This is a genomic window from Limosilactobacillus reuteri subsp. simiae (assembly GCF_020784875.1).
GTDB classification, from domain to species: domain Bacteria; phylum Bacillota; class Bacilli; order Lactobacillales; family Lactobacillaceae; genus Limosilactobacillus; species Limosilactobacillus reuteri_H.
Map to the genome: position 1 here is coordinate 12,990 of NZ_JAJGUI010000098.1, position 17,298 is coordinate 30,287.

14 protein-coding genes and 1 tRNA gene are annotated in these 17,298 nt (G+C 39.2%); 12 read left to right on the forward strand and 3 right to left on the reverse strand.

The window, feature by feature from the left end; translation table 11 throughout:
* Positions 1-3: 3 nt before the first annotated feature.
* The 7 genes from LMC10_RS04750 (at position 4) to LMC10_RS04780 (ending at position 7,821) form a co-directional block, all read left to right on the forward strand.
* A complete protein-coding gene (locus LMC10_RS04750; protein WP_229269095.1) occupies positions 4-1,425 on the forward strand; it encodes an anion permease in 1,422 nt (473 codons plus the stop codon).
* Positions 1,426-1,591: 166 nt separating this feature from the next.
* Positions 1,592-2,479 (forward strand): LysR family transcriptional regulator, encoded by an 888-nt coding sequence (locus LMC10_RS04755; RefSeq protein ID WP_229269096.1) that lies wholly within the window; start codon positions 1,592-1,594, stop codon positions 2,477-2,479.
* Between the two features lie 55 nt (positions 2,480-2,534).
* A complete protein-coding gene (locus LMC10_RS04760; RefSeq protein WP_003668849.1) occupies positions 2,535-3,902 on the forward strand; it encodes a threonine/serine exporter family protein in 1,368 nt (455 codons plus the stop codon).
* A gap of 12 nt (positions 3,903-3,914) precedes the next feature.
* Positions 3,915-4,568, forward strand: coding sequence for a uracil-DNA glycosylase (locus LMC10_RS04765; protein ID WP_229269097.1), 654 nt, complete (start codon positions 3,915-3,917; stop codon positions 4,566-4,568).
* A gap of 127 nt (positions 4,569-4,695) precedes the next feature.
* On the forward strand, positions 4,696-6,204 hold the full coding sequence (locus tag LMC10_RS04770) for an MFS transporter (protein WP_229269098.1): 1,509 nt from the start codon (positions 4,696-4,698) through the stop codon (positions 6,202-6,204).
* Between the two features lie 48 nt (positions 6,205-6,252).
* Positions 6,253-7,236, forward strand: a complete 984-nt coding sequence (locus LMC10_RS04775) for an alpha/beta hydrolase (protein ID WP_229269099.1) — start codon at positions 6,253-6,255, stop codon at positions 7,234-7,236.
* A 12-nt stretch (positions 7,237-7,248) separates the two neighbouring features.
* Positions 7,249-7,821, forward strand: a complete 573-nt coding sequence (locus LMC10_RS04780) for a DJ-1 family glyoxalase III (RefSeq protein WP_172468132.1) — start codon at positions 7,249-7,251, stop codon at positions 7,819-7,821.
* Between the two features lie 60 nt (positions 7,822-7,881).
* On the opposite strand, the gene mprF is transcribed toward LMC10_RS04780, so the two are convergent.
* Positions 7,882-10,467 (reverse strand): bifunctional lysylphosphatidylglycerol flippase/synthetase MprF, encoded by a 2,586-nt coding sequence (gene mprF, locus LMC10_RS04785; protein WP_229269100.1) that lies wholly within the window; start codon positions 10,465-10,467, stop codon positions 7,882-7,884.
* Positions 10,468-10,621: 154 nt separating this feature from the next.
* Here mprF and LMC10_RS04790 point away from each other — a divergent pair.
* A tRNA-Asp gene (locus LMC10_RS04790) sits at positions 10,622-10,696 on the forward strand.
* A 77-nt stretch (positions 10,697-10,773) separates the two neighbouring features.
* Positions 10,774-11,640 carry an RluA family pseudouridine synthase gene (locus tag LMC10_RS04795; RefSeq protein WP_229269101.1) on the forward strand — a complete coding sequence of 289 codons (867 nt, stop codon included), beginning with the start codon at positions 10,774-10,776 and terminating at the stop codon, positions 11,638-11,640.
* 53 nt (positions 11,641-11,693) lie between these two features.
* Here the strand turns inward: LMC10_RS04795 and LMC10_RS04800 are convergent, their stop codons facing one another.
* Positions 11,694-12,422, reverse strand: a complete 729-nt coding sequence (locus LMC10_RS04800; RefSeq protein ID WP_229269102.1) for a DUF4811 domain-containing protein — start codon at positions 12,420-12,422, stop codon at positions 11,694-11,696.
* On the reverse strand, positions 12,422-13,930 hold the full coding sequence (locus tag LMC10_RS04805) for an MDR family MFS transporter (protein WP_229269103.1): 1,509 nt from the start codon (positions 13,928-13,930) through the stop codon (positions 12,422-12,424). The genes LMC10_RS04800 and LMC10_RS04805 overlap by 1 nt, the downstream gene beginning before the upstream one ends.
* 133 nt (positions 13,931-14,063) lie before the next feature.
* On the opposite strand from LMC10_RS04805, the gene LMC10_RS04810 reads away from it, so the two are divergent.
* The 3 genes from LMC10_RS04810 to rnjA all read left to right on the forward strand — a co-directional run bounded on the left by LMC10_RS04810 (position 14,064) and on the right by rnjA (position 17,246).
* Entirely contained in the window at positions 14,064-14,510 is a 447-nt protein-coding gene (locus LMC10_RS04810) for a MerR family transcriptional regulator (RefSeq protein WP_229269104.1), read from the forward strand.
* A 78-nt stretch (positions 14,511-14,588) separates the two neighbouring features.
* Positions 14,589-14,936, forward strand: a complete 348-nt coding sequence (locus LMC10_RS04815) for a DUF3368 domain-containing protein (protein WP_229269105.1) — start codon at positions 14,589-14,591, stop codon at positions 14,934-14,936.
* 453 nt (positions 14,937-15,389) lie between these two features.
* Complete coding sequence (gene rnjA, locus LMC10_RS04820; RefSeq protein WP_035160344.1) at positions 15,390-17,246, forward strand: ribonuclease J1; 1,857 nt, start codon at positions 15,390-15,392, stop codon at positions 17,244-17,246.
* Positions 17,247-17,298: the final 52 nt, after the last annotated feature.

Consider the following 17,298-nt stretch of genomic DNA (forward strand, 5'->3'; position numbering starts at 1 on the left):
GAAATGAAAAAATTAGAAAGTGTAAATTATAAGGGGTTCATTTGGCCTGTTATTATTGGCTTGATTTTATGGTTTATGACTCCTATTAAACCAGCTGCCGTTCCAGTTGCTGGTTGGCATATGTTTGCTTTGTTTGTTGCTACAATCATTGCATGTATTACCCGTCCACTTCCAATTGGTGGTGTTTCAATTATTGCTTTTGCTTTAACTGTTTTAACAAAGACAGTTCCAATAGAAAAAGCAATTGTTGGTTTTGGGAATGCATCGATTTGGATGATCGCAATGGCCTTCTTCATTGCCCGGGGATTCATTAAGACCGGACTTGGTCGGCGGATTGCATTGAACTTTGTTAAGGCATTTGGTAAGCGGACTTTAGGGCTTGCTTACTCCTTGATCGGTGTTGATTTGATTTTAGCACCAGCTACACCAAGTAACACTGCGCGTGCTGGTGGTGTTTTATACCCAATCATTGAATCATTGTCTCTATCATTTGGTTCAGATCCTAAAAAAGGAACAGAACGTAAAATCGGTTCTTTCTTGATCTTTGCTGAATATCATGGTGATATGATTACTGCGGCAATGTTTATGACAGCCATGGCCGCTAACCCATTGGTTCAAACACTTGCCAAGAGTAATGGTGTAAACATTACTTGGGTTGGTTGGTTCTTAGCTGCCTTGGTACCAGGGCTTATTTCCTTAATCATTGTTCCATGGTTGATCTACAAAATGTATCCACCTGAAATTAAGGAAACTCCTAATGCTAAGCAATGGGCAGAAGGCGAACTCTCTAAAATGGGAGCAATGACTTTACCAGAAAAATTAATGGCTGTTATCTTTGTTATTGCCTTAGTTCTCTGGATTGTCGGAAGTTTTATCGGGATTGATGCAACACTTGCTGCATTTATCGCATTAGGGTTGTTACTCTTATGTGGTGTGTTAAGTTGGCAAGATGTTCTTCATGAAACGGGAGCTTGGAACACTTTGACATGGTTCTCTGTTCTTGTTATGATGGCCGGCCAATTGACAACTTTAGGATTTATTCCATGGTTGAGTAAGACTGTTGGTAACTCGCTTCACGGTATGAACTGGATTTTGGTATTAGTGATCTTAATTATTGCTTACTTCTACTCACATTACTTATTTGCTAGTTCTACTGCTCACGTAACTGCAATGTATAGTGCATTCTTGGCTGTTGCTATTTCAGCTCATGTTCCACCAATGCTTGCAGCTTTGATGCTTGGTTTCTTCGGTAACTTAATGGCATCTACTACTCACTACGCTTCTGGTCCAGCTCCTGTTCTCTTTGGTTCAGGTTATGTTCCACAATCGAAGTGGTGGTCATTAAACTTTGTCCTTGGTATTTTCTACCTTGTCGTATGGATCGGTATTGGTAGTCTTTGGATGAAAGTTATTGGAATGTGGTAAAAATTTATCTTAAAAGAAAACTACTTGGTGAAATTTGCCAAGTAGTTTTTTTGTTAGGCCAAAGATGAATACAAGCATTATAAGAATATTCAGAATCTTAATTGCAAATGAATACTTAATTGACGTAAGATAAAGATATTATTTCGACATAGAAAGGGTTAAGACGATGAATACTCGTGATTTACAATACTTTGCCATGTTAGTTAAATTAAAAAATTATACGCAAGTAGCAAAGTATTTTAATGTTTCTCAACCTAGTATTACCCAGGCAATTCGTCGCCTTGAGCAAGAATTTGACACAAAATTAGTGCGCAAAGATCGTGTTCATAGGGATGAAATGATTACGCGCAGTGGGCAGTTATTATATGAAAAAGCGTTGGCGATAAACAAAAAAATAGACATTGCTCATCAAGAAATAGCACGGTCTGATCAACGCCAAATAAAATTCGGCCTTCCGCCAATTATTGGAAAAATGTATATTTCACACATTATCGGCAATCTTTCTAAGCAACTTCTTCAACGAATAAAAATTGTTTCTGTGGGGTCTCATGAATTGCTAAGTGAATTACAAGCGGGAAAGATCGATATTGCCATGTTGGGCTCAATTGCACCAATTGATCAAACCGGTATTTTTGCGGAATTAATAACTACGCGACCATTTAGTATCATCGTAAGTGCTGATCATCCGCTTGCAAAGAAAAAGGCGGTTAGTTTTCAAGACTTAACGAATGAAATCTTTATTAATTATGACCAACAATATGTGCATAAAGCTGCCTTCCAAGCTTATTCTACCTATGCCCAAATTAATCCACAAACGGCAATTTATAAGGTGCCAAATGTTTCCTGGATTAAAGAGTTGGTACGGCAAAATAAGGGAATTAGTTTGATGGTTAAAGATGCGGTAAAGGATGAACCGGGAATTGTCGCCCTCGATATTAAAGACCCAATTCCGGAAAAGTTTTTTATTTCGCTTGCCACACGGGAGGATTACATTTTAAGCGATGATGAACAGCAATTAATCACTAAATTAAAGGAAATCACTCCCATCGCTTGACAGCCGCCGTATAATTAAATAGTTAAGAGAATTGATAAGAGGAGCTGGATGGGTTTTGAGTAAGGATAAAGAGATCTCAGCGAATGATTTTGAGCCGACTGAACATTTGTCTGATAAGCATCATATGGCGATTCCATGGCATGACTTTTTTACAAATGATAATTTCACCCCTGCGTATGAGGCTAATTTAGTAGAACGAGCAGCGATTGTCGGGCGAATTGGATTAATGATGCTGTCTTATGGAACGGGGGCATGGCGAGTCCGTGATTCAATGAATACAGTTGCCCGGACGTTGAAAATGACTTGTTCGGTCGATATTGGGTTAGTTTCCCTCGAATATACCTGTATGGATGCCCACCATAGTTACACGCAGGCAATATCTTTGCCAAGCACAAGTGTAAATACGACAAAACTTTCGCAGATGGAGCGATTTATTAAAGAATTTGACCAGAATGGGAGTGAGATGACAATTGGAGAAATCCACTCCCGTTTGGAAGAAATCGCTCACTCAAAAGGGAATTACGCTCCTTACCAAGTAGGACTAGCAGCCGCTCTGGCATGTAGCGCCTTCGTCTTTTTACTCGGCGGTGGACCAGTTGAAATGTTTTGTAGTTTTATCGGAGCTGGCCTCGGAAACTATGTCCGTCGTAAGATGATTGACCATCACATTACCTTATTTGCGGGAGTAGCGGTTGCGGTTGCAGTTGCGTGCCTTTCTTACCTGCTGGCTTTAAGTTTGATGCAATTAACATTTAATGTAAGTTCGCGTCATGAAGCAGGGTATATTGGCGCAATGCTGTTTATTATTCCGGGATTTCCATTTATTACTAGTGGACTTGATATTTCAAAACTTGATATGCGGTCCGGGCTTGAACGAATGACCTATGCAATCGCAATTATTACAGTTGCTACATTGGTTGGGTGGATTGTAGCATTAATGGTTAACCTGCGTCCTGAGAATTTTCAAGCATTGCCCCTATCGGCATTAATGCTCTTTTTACTCCGGCTGCCAGCTAGCTTTTGTGGGGTATTTGGCTTCTCAATAATGTTTAACAGTACGCCTAAAATGGCAGCTATTGCCGGTTGTATTGGTGCGATTGCCAATACCTTACGCTTAGAATTAACGGACTTGACCGGAATACCGGCAGGAGCAGCCGCATTTTTAGGGGCGTTAGTTGCCGGGTTATTGGCATCAATTGTTAAACGTAAAATTCAATATCCACAAATTTCAATCACGGTTCCATCGATTGTTATTATGGTCCCGGGACTTTATATGTATCGGGCAATGTATAATATCGGTTTAACTTCGATTAGTGTAGGAACGCTTTGGATGACCAAGGCGCTTATGATTGTTGTATTCTTGCCAATGGGATTGATCGCTGCTCGTATTCTTACAGATTCTAAGTGGCGACATAATGGATAGGAGATTGAGAATATGATTGCAGAATATCCGCCAACGCTCCTGGCAGAGGTAAAAGAAAAAACGAAGGATCGGCAATTAACAGGTTTTACTCCTGGTCAAGGACCGCTTAATCCAGATTTGATGTTAGTAGGAGAGGCTCCGGGTCGTCACGAAGAAAAGGTAAATATTCCTTTTTCTGGTGCTTCCGGTCAGGAACTGATGAAATTGATTGAATCAATCGGATATTCACGTTCAACTGTTTATATTACTAGTGTAGTTCGTCAACGGCCATATAGTATTAAGAAGGCAATTGATAAGAAAACAGGTGAAGTAATTGAAAAACGGCCTAACCGGACACCAACTAAAAAAGAAGTCTTAGCATTTTCTCCTTTGTTTGATTGGGAACTGGCTCAAGTTAAGCCGAAAATTATTGTTACGCTTGGCAATACGGCTTTACAACGGCTGCTTGGTAGTCAGGCTAATATTGGTAAGCTTCATGGGCAACTTCTCCACGAAAAAATTCAACGGACTAATGATGCGCATGATGGTTATGAGTTGACGACTGACAAGCATTGGATTATGCCGATGTATCATCCGGCCGCAGTACTCTATGCCCGCCGATTGGAGCCTACTATTAAAGCTGACTGGCAACAGTTAGGGCAGGACATTAAGAAAATGAAAAAATAACCATTATACTTTTTGTGACAAAGGTCGTATAATGGGAAACAGTTTGTAATTCAAGAGGATGGGACAACGCATTTTGATGCTCTGTTCCATCCTCTTTAGTACGTAGAGAATTAAGGGAGATGAAAAAGTGGAATTACAACAACGACGAACAATTGTTACTGGTGCGTTGTTATTATCTAACATCATGGCGGGGATGGATGGTACGATTGTAAATACGGCCTTGCCAGCTATTACCAGTGACCTTCATGGGTTGCAATATATGGGGTGGATCATCGCAACTTTTCTTTTGGGAATGGCTGTTGCAACCCCATTATGGAGTAAGTTTGGTGAGCATAAGGGAAACAAGCAAGCCTATATTACTGCTACCTCCATGTTTTTAGTCGGAGCCATCTTTCAAGGATTAGCCCCTAATATTTTATGGTTTATTATTGCGCGAACTGTAATGGGAATTGGTGCTGGAGGAATGAATACAATCCCGTTTATCGTTTTTGCTGAATTGTACGACAACCTAAAAAAACGAGCCCAAGTATTAGGAATTGCCAGTGCTTGTTTTGGAACTGCTTCGATTATTGGTCCCCTACTCGGTGGATGGATTGTTGACGCGTTGAGCTGGCACTGGGTCTTCTATGTTAATGTACCGATTGCCTTAATTGCGATTACGATCATTAGCTTGTTCTATAAGAATGTGAAAAAGCAAGCTGCAGGTAAACCAGTTGATTATCTTGGAGCAACTTTACTGGTAGTCAGTTTAGTAATAATTTTAGTGGCTGTTCAATTGATTGGTTCAGCTTCTGGCTTAGTAGTGGGCTGTTTATTAATTGTTGGTCTCTTATTGCTTGGCGGAATGATAAAAGTTGACAGTAAGGCGGTCGACCCAATCGTTCCTAGCCGTCTGTTTAAAAATCGCGAATTGGTAATTGATTTTACTTTATTCGTCATAATTTGGGGTTCATTTATTGCTTTTGTTACTTATATTCCAATGTGGGCTCAGGGAATTTTAGGCTTAAGTGCGCTGCTTGGCGGAATGACGCAAATTCCAGGAGCGGTTACTAACTTTATTGGTTCAGAATTAGTACCGGTATTGCAGGAACGGTGGGGAAAATACTGGATTGTTACCTGTGGAGCGGCTTCGATTTTTATTGCCTATTTAGGAATAATGATTGGGGGACAAAAAACACCATTCTGGCTTATTTTATTCATGGGTGCTTTTGAAGGGTTTGGTGTTGGCCTTGTTTTTAATATTTTACAGATTAATGTTCAAACAGATGCTGAATTACGGGATGTGCCAATTGCTACTTCACTAGGATACTTATTGCGAATTTTGAGTCAGACCCTTATGTCCGCGGTTTATGGCGTTATTCTTAATCAGGAGCTATTTCAAGGTGTTCAAACGCACCACGGAATTACCTTAAGAATGCTAAATAAATTATCAAATGCCCAAACTGCTAGTAGTCTTCCAGATAAGCTTTTACCAACCATGCGTACGATACTTTATAATGGGTATCGCGACATTATCATTGCGGCAGTAATTTTAATCGTTATTGCCTTAATTTTAGTTGTTGCTTTGGGCTGGCAAAATCATTGTCACCAACGCGACCTAATGACTTTAGGTAATCTTAAAGACACAAAATCTTAAATCATGATAGGATAATAGTAAGATTTTAAATGAGGAGCGATCGTTTCAGTGGAGAAAATAAAAAAATTTAATACTCAAATTGCTAGTCATTTGGCTAATAATCTTGAGAATAGTTTGCGAGAGTTACGGCGATGTGGTGCTCATCGTTCTAGTAAAGCAACCTTTACTGAAATGGGAATTCAATTAAGCGGGTTTAAAAATGATCTTGCAGAAAATAATAAATTTAATGCCTTAGTGGGTAACGCATGGATTGACAATGAAGCTGATTACTACTTACCTGCTGCTGTAATGACGGTTGATGTTCAGCGTCAAGAACAGGAAGTAACAACATATGTCTTAAATGATCACGGAAATAATCAACGAGTAATCATGTACCTAACTGGTGGAGCCTATATTCAACGTCCCGATAAGACTCATTGGCAATATTTAAACCGGTTGGCAATCGCCACGGATGCGAAGATTTATGTCCCAATTTATTCATTGGTACCGCATGCTACTTATCGTACCGCCTACCAAGAAATTGCTAGTCTTTATAGTAAAATTTATACCCTTATGCCTGCTAGTAAAGTAACTATTATGGGCGATTCAGCTGGTGGAGGATTAGCAGCAGGCTTTTGTGAATATCTTGGTAAAAAGGGACTTCCACAGCCTGGTCACCTCATTCTATTTTCTCCTTGGCTTGACCTTGACCTCACAAATCCCCTCATTAGCAAATATGAGGATAAAGATGTTACACTAGCAGTGAATGGTTTACGAAAAATTGGTACGATGTGGGCCGGTGATACAGATCATCAAGACTATCGCTTAAGTCCCTTATATGGGAATCTTGATCAGTTGCGAGATGTGACCATTTTTGTAGGGACAAGGGAAATACTATATCCTGATGTGACCTTGTTTGTTCAAAAATTGCGTAACGCTGGGATCACTGTAAACTCATATACTGGTCGTGGACTGTTTCATATTTACCCGCTTTATCAAATTCCAGAAGCAAAGAGTGTAATGAAACGGGTAGTTGCAACAATTAATAATTGATGGGGTGATATTTTGGCTAAAGTTGCTGTAGTGTTTGCACCAGGTTGTGAAGAAGTTGAAGGACTTACAATTGTGGACGTTCTCCGGCGCATGGGGATTGAAACCACAATGGTTGGATTAGAGGATCTTCATGTTCCTGGCGCCCATGGGATTGAATTAACTTGTGACGAAGTAATGAGCGATCAGCTTCTCGACTATGATGTGGTGGCCTTTCCTGGTGGTCGTGGGGGTGCCCAAAAGCTTCGCGATAATGATAGGTTGATGAAATTGATGCAAAAACGTAATGCAGAAAATAAGTGGGATGCTGCAATGTGTGCTGCTCCGATTGCCTTGGCTCGGTATGGCTTGCTTGATAATCATAACTATACTTGTTTCCCGGGAATTAACGAGGAAATTGCTAAGGTAGCCCCAACAGCAAATTTTGAAGAGGATATTACGGTTGTTGATAATGACGGAAAAATCATTACCAGTCGTGGTCCCGCAACTGCCTTAGCCTTTGCTTATCAGATTGCAGAGGTATTAGGATACAACACTGATAAGATTAAGCATGAGATGCTATATGATTATTTGATGGATCAAAAATAGGCGATAAAAGTTAAAGAGGGTGAGGAAAAAACGGAAAAGTTTTTCCTCACCCTCTTATCATTATTTAATCAACCACCAGAAGATTGAACGGTGGTTTTGCTGATCAACACGTTGGTTAACGACACTAACTAGAATCATCATTGTGGCAATGATTGAATTCTTCTTACGGAAGGCAGTATAACGTGAATACCAAACTGTCGCATATTTATCTTTGTATCGTCGTAATCCTTGAAAGCCGTACAAATGATATCCATATTCATAAATGAAGTGCGCAGCTTTTTCTTCAATAAAGCTAAATTGATATTCCCCGACATTTGAAAGAGGGGCCATTCCGAGGTCAAAGTAGGTATAACCATTTTCCTGACCATACTGGAACATACTGATGAAAATTTTATCCATTATTCCAGAAGGGGCATCTTTGCTATGACGCATGAGGTCAATTGTTAAAATCTTTTTGCCTCCTGTTGGCATAAAAGTTGCAAAAGCGACCATTTTGCCCTCTTTATCACGGACGATGCCAACTGGTGCTTGATTAATATAGTAGGAGTCAAAGAAACCAAGAGAGAATCCCTTTTCTGTTTCGTTGCCTAACCAGCTATCGGAGACTTGTTTCATTTCTTGCATTAATTCTTTACTAAATGGTGGCTGTTCAACAGAGAAGGTATAGCCTTCACGATCAAATTTATGCATCAATGCTCGTTGTGATCGTTGTCGCTTACCAGCAAGCGTAAAGTCTGCCAGCTTAACGAGGCCAGTTTCACCGGTTTTAATAAAGTCGAAGCCAAATTCATGAAGAAGCATTGTCATATCGCTGGAGACTTCATAAAAGACAAGCTGATAGCCATACTTATCAGCTTCTAAGACAAATTGTCGAAGAGCTGGTCGCCAACTATCCTTATCTCCAACTGGATCGCCCATTACGACTAGGCGATCATATTTACGGCGATACATGAAAAAGAGCTTATCATGATCATCAACACTGTAATAGTAGATACTTTTATCCTTTAAGAAGGCGAGGTGACTAGTTTCATTTCCCCCATATTCTTTAATAACATTGCGGATCCGTTCAGCATCAAATACGTTTGGAATATTGAAAGGATCAGTTCCTGCCATAAAGTAGCGCAGAATGACGAAAATTAATAAGAGGCCGAGGATTAATCCGAAAAGTCCGGAAATCCAAATCTTTTCACCAGGGAAAAATAGAAAATCAGGGATGTGGTGCTTACTGGAATATTGAGGAGCATTAATAACCCCGACAATTACATAGAGGATACATGCCCCAGCAAAGATAAGACTATCAATTGCGAATTTTCCAATTGAGTATTCCAATTTCTTCCGGTATAACACATGGCGAGAGAGTAAAACAAGTATCAAAACAATGACGAGGTAAATTGTTAAGCTCAATGTTCCCAGGTTCCAAATGGTATTAGCAATTCCAATTACCAATAATATTAAAGTAGGAAGGTATGCCTTTTTCACCTTTGATTGAAGACCGCGAGCACAGGCAAGCATAGCCAGTGCAAATAAGATGGTTGTCAATTGGTGGAGGAAGAAGAAGGTATAGGGATAAAGGTTCGCGATAATCTTATTTTGTGCTGTGATGTCTGGAATTGAGGCAGTAATAAGCATCAAAATCCCAGAAACATACATAAACGTTGTAATTAAATAGTAAGCAAGTTTGCGGACCATTAGCAATGGTAATCCGTCAAAAAACTGATTAACTTGGGATGCCAGCGAGTGCAAGAACATGAATCCGGCAATAATTAATGGAACGATGTAGTAAAAAATTCGGAATAGTAATAACCAAATAACAGAGGTAGTTTGGGAAACGCCAAGTAATGACAGTTCTAACATCATTAAAAGGTCAAACGAACCAAGTGCCCCCGGAATCATTGAAAGAACCCCGAGAACTTGGGCAACAACATATAATGGCAGAACGCTAATAAGGTTATGCCGAACGCCTAGGCACCAACCGACTAGTAAGAAAAAAAGTGCTACAAATAGCCATTCACAAGTTGAACTGGTGACTAAAAAGGTCCCTACTTTGGGCGTGATATCCTTAAATATTTTACTATTATGAATAACAGTAAAATAAAAAACGATCGGAAAATATAATCCGCCCCCCACAAGCCAAAGTGCGTATTGGTTGAAGTGGCCGCCATCGTGAAACACAAACATGATGATCAAGGCTACCCAACAAAGAACAGATAAACCAGAGAGTAAGAAAACAGCGATTTTAGAGATAGCAAGTAGAATCTCTTTCTTAGTTGCGTTCTTTCGATAGAAGTATGCTCGTAGGGTAGAACCAAGAATTCCGCCAAATCCGGCAATATTTGTTAAAGTATTGGTAATCCATCCACACCGAATGGTATATGATTTCTTAAATTTCCCGGGTAATAAATGGGTAATTGCAAAATCATATCCCAACATGGGGACAACAGCGATGCATCCCGTAATTAGTAGCAGAATAATACTTTCCCAAGACAGGTTTGCTAAACCAACCCCTACTTCATGCCATTTAACTGTTTTAAAAAAGTTACCTAACGCGAGAATAACAAAGACTAGGACTGAGGTTACAAACACTACTTTTATGATTTTTGAATACTTAGACCACCAGTTTAATAGGCGCTTGCCCAACTGCTGCATTAAAAACTCCTCCTTAATAATAGCTAGTACTTTCATTATAAACTATTGATAATTTTTACGGTATAGATAGGAAAAACGAAAAATCAAAAATAAATTACAAATTTTTGTTGACTAATTTTGAGAAATCTCGTATACTTTTATTTGTTGTCAAGTTGGTCCGTTGGTCTAGTTGGTTTAGGACGCATCCCTGTCACGGATGAGATCACGAGTTCGAGTCTCGTACGGACCGTTCAATATTAAAGAGCTGTGATTTAGGTCATCAGCTCTTTTTTTGTATCTTTTGTAATGTCGATGGAGGAAATTAAGATGGAAAATACGTGGATATACCGAGGAACCGCACCGATTAAAATAAAGAAGTATCTTCAGTCATTGGGGATGGGGCACCGTTTATTTAACGATCTTAAAAACGGTGAAGGGGAATTCCTTGTTGATCATCGAAAGGTACGGCCAACAACCCAGATTCTTCCTAATCAACCTTTAACCATTAAGGCTCAGCCAGAGTTAGCTGATGATACTGTTGAAATTAGTAATGAGCCCTTAAATGTTGTTTATGAAGATGATAATTGGTTGGTAATAGATAAGCCAGCAGGTGTGACTTCTATCCCAGGACCAACCGTTCAAAATGATACAGTTTTAAATCGGGTAAAGGGATACTTAATCGCAAATAATTCTGTAGATCTCCGCCCTCATTTAATTACACGACTGGATCGCTTTACGGGGGGATTACTTCTTGTCGCTAAGCATCATATTGCCTCCAGTATGATCAGTCAGCAAGTGCAGCAACATCAAATGCTGAAGGAGTATACAGCCTTAGTAGAAGGACAAATTATGGACGAATATGGCGAGATTAACAAGCCGATTGGAAGGCAGGATGGTCAAGCAGCCCGGGTAATTGACGAGAATGGGCAACGAGCTTTGACCGAGTATTGGGTTGAAGAACGAGGTGCAAAGTGGACACGAGTACGGGTAAGACTTCACACTGGACGCACACACCAGATTAGGGTTCACTTTGCCGCTATTGGTCATCCCCTAATTGGTGACCATCTTTATGGCGGCGATACTAGTAAGTATGATCATCAGTTGCTTCATGCAAGTAAAATTAGTTTTAATGATCCCTTTACCCTTAAACAAAGGACATTTACCTCAGAATTGCCACCAGTATTTTTGAATTAGATTAAATACAAAATAGAGACTAGGAGATTGTTTTTTCTCTTAGTCTCTATTTTTTACTTAACTTGTTTTAAAATTTGTTTAACGCTTTGGGCCTGAAATTCTTGTTCTGCTTGTGCCGATACTTCTTGGATTTGCTTAGCAGTCATGTTAGGATTCTTGGCCATTGCTGCTTGAACCTTTGATGTAACAAAAGCGCGTCCTTGTTCTGCTGCTTGTGCTTGTAATTTGGCTCCTGTAGCAGATTTAGCAACTCTGGCAAGTTTAGCAGCCTGACTCGTTGTGAGTTTAACATACATTCGTGGATATTCTAACACGTTAGTCCGCTTAACCAATGTATTGTCCATTCCTGACCATGCATATAGGACTTTATAAAAATTATTACGATATTGCCAACGTGTCTCAGTTGTTACGAGTTGAGGAGTAGTACCATTAGTCCATTTAATCCGGCTAGTGGTATATTCGTTTGCTTGGGTATGGTTAGGCGTTTTTTGTTTAACCTTGGTGTTATAAATATAAACATCATCACGGCCACTTTTACCAACCGGTTGGTAAATTGCCAGGGGCATTGAGGAATTTGAAGCAGAGTAAATCCGCTTGGTGGTTGTTGTCGTAACTTTTTGCATTCCAAAATGGTGACTGTAATTTAGTGTCATCAAAAGCGTCGAGCCTACAAAGATAATTCCCATGAGTGTAGTTAAAATGATTCGCAGGCTTTTTTGCCGAATAAACATCATGCAAGCAAAAAAGGCAAGTGCTCCTAGAAAAGTTAAAATAATAACCATTATTTCATCCCTCCTTTATCAGCTGAGTTTGCTATATCCTCACTATCCAGCCGAATGTGAATTCCATTACCACTTGTAACAAAGAATGTGAGGAATAAACCAATGAGTGAGAAGGCGATTGCAAACCAGAATGCTGCATGATAACCCATCAAAGTAGCATCAAACATCTTTGCTTTATATTGCAATGGGGATTGTGTCAGCAATGAATGAGCAGGTCGATTGCTATTAGTAATATTTGTCAAAACAGAGATCATGATTGCTGTTCCCACAGAAGTAGCAACTTGACGAATGGTGTTGTTAACGGCTGTACCATGCGAGATTAAATTGTAAGGAAGAGAATTCATTCCCGCCGTAGTAACGGGCATCATTACCATCGAAATACCAAACATCCGGACTGCATATAGGAAGACAATATAAATAGTTGGGGTATCACGAGTAATAAAGGCAAAAGGAATTGTTCCAACAGTTAAGATAAACATTCCCGTAAAGGCTAAGCGCTTAGCACCGTGACGGTCAAATAAGTTCCCAGTAATTGGACTCATAATTCCCATGAAAAGGGCCCCAAATAAAAGGGTAAGACCTGAATGGAAGGCAGACATTCCATGAATAATTTGAAGGTAAAGAGGAATGACGAATTCTACCCCAACCATTGCCATCATTACAATTGAACTAAGGATAGTTGCGAGGGAGAATTCTTTGCTTTCAAAGACTTTGAATTCAAGAAATGGGTCGTCTAGCTTGTTTTGACGTATGATTAGAATTACAACTAAAATCACCCCAATGATAATGGTTGAAAGGACAACTGGATCTGTCCAACCCTTATCACCGACACTTGAGAACCCATAAAGCATGCTCCCAAAGCCTAGTGTTGAAATAATAACAGAAAGCCAGTCAAGATGCGGCTTTTTGTTAGGGATAACATTCTTAACTGCAAAAAAACTAACAATGATGACTAAAGCAGTGATTGGGGCAATCATTCCGAAAAGCCACCGCCAGCTATAGCTATCAATAACCCACCCTGATAGAGCAGGACCGATTGCTGGCGCTAATCCGATAACTAGGCCATTCACTCCCATCGCAGCCCCACGCTTTTCAGGAGGATAAACAGTCAGCATGATATTCTGCATTAAAGGCATGTTGATTCCTACTCCGACTGCTTGAATAAGACGACCGGCTAATAAAACGGCAAATGATGGAGCGATCCATGCTAGGATTGTTCCGACTTCAAAGGTTGACATAGCAATGATAAAAAGACTTTTAGTATTAAAACGACTAGTTAGGTAGGCACTTACGGGGATCATAATCCCATTAACCATTAAGAACCCAGTAGTTAACCATTGAACGGTGGCTGTACTAATATTAAAAGCATCCATTAATGCCGGAAAGGCTGTTGAAAGAATAGTTTGATTTAAAATGGTACAAAAAGCTCCAATTAATAAGACAAAGATCATTAAGGAACGATTATAAGTTTGACCATTAATATCAACAGGTTGTTGCTCTTGATTCACTAATAGAATCCTCCTTTACATTTTTTACAATGTGAAAAATAATAATACTATTCGATATCTTTGTCAAATTATTTGACAAAGATATCAAATTTTTGGTAATTTATGATTAAAATATATACTTTGGAGGAAAATGATGGATCCGCTTTCTGAAAAAATTAGAAAAATGATCGCTAGTAAACAATTAAAAATTAGTATGAGTGAAGTGGCACGTGTAACTGGTGTCTCCACTAGTCAATTAAGATACTGGGAGAAAAAGGGTTACATTAAATCTGAACAAGATGAGCAGAATAAAAATCACTATTTTAGTTTTCCAACAATTTTTCAAGTATTAACGATTAAAGTATTTTTGGATCAAGGTTTTACTTTAGCAATGGCTGTAAAGAAGGAACGTAAACGGCGCGAACTTCATAAGATTTTTACCCGTTTTATTACGGATGGCATCAAAGAAGTAGAACAAACTGGGGAAGATAGTGGAGAAGTTAAGTTAGGCCCATTAGCTGAGGATCCCACAAAAGAAGTATATGCAGTGATTGATGGTGATAAGACTAGTCTTCGTATTCGAGATCGTAAAGAAAATTAACGGATAATAAACTTTGTGTTAAGGTTAAAATGTAGAGGATAATCAAAGTAAATTAATTTGAGAAAGGAAGAATACCAATTGGCTACAACAGGTTTAAGTTATAGTGAGTTAAGCGACGATGCTAAAGAAGTTGCCCTTAATTCGTTTATTAATTTTTATGTTGATCAATATTGCAGGGGTAGTTTAGAGATCCTTAGCTCACAAGTATCTAATGAACTAATGGCTACAATTAATCAAATCTTGCGCGATAATGCTTTTATGGGTCATCAAGAATTAGTTAATGTAAGCACGCGGCTAAGTAAGCCAGCTTATCAAAAAATTTTAACCGCATTGACTAATGTTAAATTTCATGAAGATGGGGAACCGGTTGTTGATTGGATGAAGGCTTGGGAACAAAAAGAGGAACAGTTACCAGAAGAAGATTAGGCAAGCAGCTAGCGAGATTTAAAAAGGAAGGTGGCTGGGAGAAAACTTTTGTTTTCTCTCAGCCTCAACTGCTTTTATGAACAGTAGTAAGATATCGTGGAAAGCCTCGTAGGCTAGCTTCACGTCGTAACTACAAGGCTCGAGGCTAAGTCCGAGCGATAATCAGCCCGTGCCGTGCTAATCACCGTTCTATCCTTAGCCCACCGTCTTGTCGAGGAAGTTAATTCCCACTCACAACCTTCTTTTTTAATCAAAGAATTAGGCAATTACTACCTTCAATTTTGTAGATGTGGTAAAATAATAGTTAGTTTTACGTACGGATTAAATAATTAAGATTAAGTGCCAATAATAAAATGAATATCAATAACCGACCTTGTCAGAACAAAGCGGTTCTTTTGGCTTACTTAAATTCCGTTAATTAACATGATAAAAATCTATAGAAGGAAAGGTATTATGACAAAATTAAAGATTAAAAACAATGAAGTTGCCTTTTACGCCATGGGTGGTCTTGGTGAAATTGGTAAAAATATGTATTGTGTACAATTCCAAGATGAAATTATTGTTATTGACTGTGGAGTTTTATTCCCCGAAGATGAATTACTAGGAGTGGATTACGTAATTCAAAATTATGATTACCTCATTGAAAATAAAGATAAGATTAAGGGAATCTTTATTACTCACGGTCATGAAGACCACATTGGAGGATTGCCATTCTTCTTACAAAAGGTCAATGCACCTATTTATGCTGGACCATTTGCAATGTCATTAATTAAAGGAAAACTGGAAGAAAAACACTTACTAAGAAATGCCGAATTGCATGAAATTAATGAATTTGATGAAGTTCATTTTAAGAAGTTATGGGTGAGCTTCTTCCGAACAACGCACTCAATTCCTGATACCCTTGGTGTGGCCGTTCATACTCCTCAAGGAACAATTGTCCAGACTGGTGACTTTAAGTTTGATTTAACACCAGTTGGTAATTTACCAGGTCCTAATCTTCAACAAATGGCTAAGTTAGGGGATGATGGGGTTCTCCTTTTAACATCAGATAGTACAAATGCTGAACGACCAGAATTTACAAAGTCTGAACGCTGGGTTGATATCCATATTCGCCGGATCTTTGAACGAATTAAGGGACGCATTATCTTTGCCTCATTTGCATCTAATGTTTATCGATTGCGTGAAGCATCTGATGCTGCAATTGCGCAAGGGCGAAAGATTGCGGTTTTTGGTCGCAGTATGGAAAATGCAATCACTGCTGGTCAAGAATTAGGGTACCTTAACATTCCTAAAGATTCACTTATTGACCAAAATGAAATTAACAATTACCCACCAGAAAAAGTATTGATCATGTGTACTGGATCGCAGGGAGAACCTATGGCAGCCCTTAGTCGGATTGCTAATGGTACTCACCGTCAAATTACTATTCAGCCCGAAGATACTGTTGTCTTCTCTAGTAACCCAATCCCAGGTAATACTACTAGTGTTAACGCCCTCATCAATAAGCTTGAAGAAAGCGGGGCTAATGTAATTCACGGGTATGTTAATAATATCCACACATCAGGACACGGTGGTCAAGTCGATGAAGAATTTATGCTACGGTTAATGAAGCCTAAGTTCTTTGCTCCGGTTCACGGTGAATACCGAATGCAAAAAATTCACACCAAGTTAGCTGAAATGACTGGTGTACCAAAGGAAAATAGCTTTGTCCTTGCAAATGGGGATGTTTTAGCTCTTACGAAGGATTCTTGCCGAGTAGCAGACCATATTGATAGTGTTAGCGATGTTTATATCGATGGTCGTGATGCCGGCGATACAGTTGGAAACCCAGAAATTCGCGAACGGCGCTTACTTTCGGAAGAAGGAGTCGTAACAGCGATTGCGGTTGTCGACTTAAAGGATTACCAAATTGTTGCGGGACCTGATATTGTTTCTCGTGGCTTTGTTTATATGCATGAGTCACAAGAACTAATTAAGGCAGCCAATCATGAAGTATTCTGGGCAATCCTTAATACGTTTAAGAATCACAAACATGTTGATCAACGAGTATTAAACCGGACAATCATCAGCCGTTTACAAAAATTACTCTATGATCGCACCGGTCGTCGTCCAGTGATTATTCCGATGGTGACAATTTTGAACGGTAATAATCGTTCCGAAAACCAACACTATCGTCGACCAAACAATAAAAATAATCAAACACATAAAAACGAACGACAAAATAATCATTCCCACCGGAACTCTCAGCAACATTCTAAAAAGAAGAATAGTAAAGAGAAGCAACCAGTTGCAACTGGAAACACAAAATAAACGATAAAAGAACTTGCGGTTTTTTTGCCTGCAGGTTCTTTTGTGGTTTAAA

Coding starts and splice junctions, on each gene's coding strand:
- LMC10_RS04810 (WP_229269104.1), top strand. CDS start 14,064: ATGGATCCGCTTTCTGAAAAAATTAGAAAAATGATCGCTAGTAAACAA.
- rnjA (WP_035160344.1), top strand. CDS start 15,390: ATGACAAAATTAAAGATTAAAAACAATGAAGTTGCCTTTTACGCCATG.
- LMC10_RS04765 (WP_229269097.1), top strand. CDS start 3,915: ATGATTGCAGAATATCCGCCAACGCTCCTGGCAGAGGTAAAAGAAAAA.
- LMC10_RS04795 (WP_229269101.1), top strand. CDS start 10,774: ATGGAAAATACGTGGATATACCGAGGAACCGCACCGATTAAAATAAAG.
- LMC10_RS04755 (WP_229269096.1), top strand. CDS start 1,592: ATGAATACTCGTGATTTACAATACTTTGCCATGTTAGTTAAATTAAAA.
- mprF (WP_229269100.1), bottom strand. CDS start 10,467: ATGCAGCAGTTGGGCAAGCGCCTATTAAACTGGTGGTCTAAGTATTCA.
- LMC10_RS04750 (WP_229269095.1), top strand. CDS start 4: ATGAAAAAATTAGAAAGTGTAAATTATAAGGGGTTCATTTGGCCTGTT.
- LMC10_RS04800 (WP_229269102.1), bottom strand. CDS start 12,422: ATGGTTATTATTTTAACTTTTCTAGGAGCACTTGCCTTTTTTGCTTGC.